The 3,609-nt window shown below is 31.6% G+C and carries 3 protein-coding genes; all 3 read right to left on the bottom strand.

All coding sequences use genetic code 11. From position 1 onward, the window contains the following. A partial coding sequence (locus U9R42_11950; GenBank protein MEA3496736.1) for a riboflavin synthase occupies positions 1-614 on the bottom strand: 614 nt, incomplete at its 3' end. 5 nt (positions 615-619) lie between these two features. Continuing rightward, a complete protein-coding gene (locus U9R42_11955; protein MEA3496737.1) occupies positions 620-3,289 on the bottom strand; it encodes a gliding motility-associated C-terminal domain-containing protein in 2,670 nt (889 codons plus the stop codon). A gap of 134 nt (positions 3,290-3,423) precedes the next feature. Next, the coding region (locus U9R42_11960; GenBank protein MEA3496738.1) for a T9SS type A sorting domain-containing protein at positions 3,424-3,609 on the bottom strand (186 nt) is incomplete at its 5' end.

The raw sequence follows: 3,609 nt of genomic DNA on the forward strand, positions 1-3,609 counted from the left end.
ATTTTATCCTTCATCATATCCTGATAGCTTTCAAGCCATGTAAAGATATATTTTCCAAGTACATCAAATTCAATATTTACTTTTGTTCCTTCTCTTATAAATTGAAAGTTAGTAACTTCATAAGTGTAAGGAATAATTGCAACTGTAAATTCTCCTGTTTTATTATTTACATCAAAAGCTGTAAGGCTAACTCCGTCAATACTTACTGAGCCTTTTTCAACAAGAAGAAATTTCTCACCCGGTTTGAATTTAAAAGTGTAGTACCAACTTCCGTCAGCTTCTTTAAATTTTGTGCAAACTGCTGTGGAATCGATGTGACCTTGAACAATGTGTCCGTCAAATCTGTCATCAAATTGAAGACTGCGTTCTAAATTCAAAGAATCACCAACTTTAAGATCTCCTAGATTTGTTTTTTTGAGTGTTTCTTCAACTGCTGTTAATTGGTATGAATCATCAAAAACTTTTTCAATTGTTAAACAAACGCCATTGTGTGAAATGCTTTGATCCACATGTAATTTTGGCAATAATTCCGATTCAATTTTCATTATTAGGCTACTACCTTTTTTTTCAAGCCCAACAACCTTTCCCATTTTTTCTACTATTCCGCTAAACATAATTTTTATCTTATTAAAGTGATTGTTCCTTTTTTTGTTATCGGTTTAAGACCGTTTAAATATATCTGATAAACTCTGCAAATATAATAATAGGTTCCTTCCGAACAATCTTTATTTTCTTCATTTTCTTTTCCATCCCAATTTAATTCAGGATTATTGGTTTCAAATACTAATTGCATCCATCTGTTATAAACATAAAAATCAACTTTTTCAATATGTTGGAATCCACCTGTAATTGGGTGATAGGTGTCGTTTACTCCATCTCCATTTGGTGTAAAAATATTTGGTAAAATATAATCGGGACAATTATCTACACAAACTTTATTGCTAAAGACACTTTCGTTTCCGTAAGAATCTATAGCTGTAATGTGATAACAGCCTGCAAGTGAATGTTCAAGTTCAATGCGTTGATCTTGGTAAAAACGTGTATAATATCCGTTAACTTTTTTTATTAAAGAATAATCTTCTTTTAAAAGTTCGCTGTAATAAATGTTGTACCCAATAACATCTATTGCACAAGAACTGTCAATGTAAAACCAGCTTAGTTCACTTAAATCCTGTTCGCAAATTGACTTTGCCTGAAGGTTTGGAGGACATGGTTTAATGGTGTCAACAGGGAAAGCACATTTTTCTTGAGAGAAATTTATTATCGGATACACAAAATTGCTTGATGAAAAATATCCAAAAGATTTAATTTTGTAGCAATAATCAAATCCATTTGTAAGTCCAGAGTCGGTATAAGTTTTTTGTTGTGTAGTTCCAATGGAATCAAATTCCCCATTTCCACTTCGTTGACGATAAATTATGTAATGATTATTGTACCAAGGAACATTTTCATCCCAGTTCAAAACAAGTGAGTTGTGAGAAGGAGTGATGTTTAAAAATATTGAAGATGCACTTTTTGCATTACCAAGAAAATAATTGTTTCCTTGTTCGGTACCATAAAAATCTATTCGATAGGAGAATTGATTGTTGGCTGTATTGATTTGTGAATCAATGAGGATTGTGTCTGTAAGTTGATAAAAAGAATTGGCATTTATTTGTTTTATCAATTTTGGTGAATCATGATTTTTATCTTTTGACCTAAAAATATCATATCTGTAGGGTCCTTTATAAATATTTGTGTCTAATTCATTTGGTTTTGACCAGTCAACAAATATTTTTCCATTTGTTTCATTTGTCTTTTCAATATCTACATGTGTAATTACGGGTAAGTCTTTATTAAGTCTTGCACAAACTTCATTTGAAGCATACCCTTCTACAACTTTATAATTTTCCCCGACATAATAGGCTGTAATGCGGTAGCAATAAATTACTCCGGGTATAAGTCCATTACCTTTGTTGTCATCAAAATATTTTGTTTGATTGTAACCAAAAGTAGAATCTAATAATCTGAAGCCTGAATATTTTGGTAAAGCTGTTTCGCAAACTGTAGTATCCCAGAAAGATGAATCTATTTTGCGGTAAATATTATATCCCCATGCATTAGTACAAACAGAAGGAGGTTCCCAACTTAAGTCAATTCCTTTAATTGTGTTGTTAACAGTTAAATTTTCAGGTGCAGGACCAACTACTTTTATAAAAAAATGTTCAAGGTCAACAAGAGGAAGGTGAGAAGAACTATATCTTACACTGTCTTTTGCTTTAAAAACTACAGCATAGGGTTCATCCCTGATTGCATTACATGAAGGAGCCCATTCAAAATTTCCTGTTACTTTTGTTTGTGCAGTAACCGGATTAGTTGGAGTCAAAATAGCTTTGTTTGATGATTGAATAAAAGGACCACCATTGGCAGAAAGAATGATGAATTGATTTACATCAATATCTGTTGCAGTTACGGGGATTATTAATTTTAAATTTTTGCCTGCTTCCACACAAGTGTCTGCAATAGGTTGTATTTTAGGGGGATGGTTATTTCCGGGAACAACGATTATTTGCATATCGCGAACAATATATCCTATTCTTTTTTTATTTCTGAATTCTTCAACAAGAATTGCAATATTAAAAATACCTATTGTGTCGGGGTAATCCCAAAAAAGTTCCCCTGTATAATTATCAAGACAAAAACAATTTTTTGCACCGGGTTTATAATAATTGTAAACATCTTCATTAGAATTTTGTTTCGGAGGAATTAGTGTAAAAACAAGGCTGTCGCCATCGGGATCGTAAGCGTTTGGATTATGTTCAAAAAATTCACCTTTTTGGGCATAATCAATTGGGGGTTGTAATAAAATAGGGGATCTGTTAAGTCCTCTTGAAGGGCTTATTTGTAATTCTGTGTGAATGTAAAAAGGTGTGTAAACGGAGTTACCCATATTTACAACATCTGCTATTCTGTTTGGGTCATAAAATTCTAATTTGTATTTTCCGGGTCCAGGATAAGTGTGGACTGTTGTGTATTTGTTGTAATAAGTGCTGTTGCCAATGTTTTTTCTGTTTGATAAAGGGACGTTTTCCGTATTTCCATCACCAAAAATTAAATCAATGCTTGCTCTGTTTGCAGGACTTTGTATTTCTGTGTAGGTAGTAACAGTAATTTCAAATTTGTAATCTAACAAAGAGCCAATTTGTTTGTAGGTTATTTCTCCAGCACGGTTATGCGTTGCAAAACTGATTTTTGGGAAAAGAACAGCTATAAAAATAAGTAACAGTATGTATTTTAAAACAATTTTCATTTTTCAGCTAATATAAGCATGAATTCAAAGTTACAAAAAAAATTCCCAATTTATATCTTTTTCTGATTTTTTCTTGGGGTTTTACTTTTATGCAAATACCTTACCTATTAGTTTTTGTTGGATGGGAATGTTTTTTAAAATTTAACAAACTTTTTAGTACTACAATTGTTATTTGTTATGATTTGAACAAAGTAAACACCGTCTTTTAAATTTGAAACATCTTGTTTTATTGGGTTAGTAGAATTTGTGAAACTATTTTCAGAAATAAGTTTGCCATCAATATCAATAATTTTTAATTGAAAATTACCTGAGACATTAGA

Source organism: Bacteroidota bacterium (assembly GCA_034723125.1).
Lineage (GTDB): Bacteria > Bacteroidota > Bacteroidia > CAILMK01 > JAAYUY01 > JAYEOP01.

What these genes read in the sequence shown, in the direction of transcription:
- U9R42_11955 (MEA3496737.1), bottom strand. Translation starts at nt 3,289, where the DNA reads ATGAAAATTGTTTTAAAATACATACTGTTACTTATTTTTATAGCTGTT.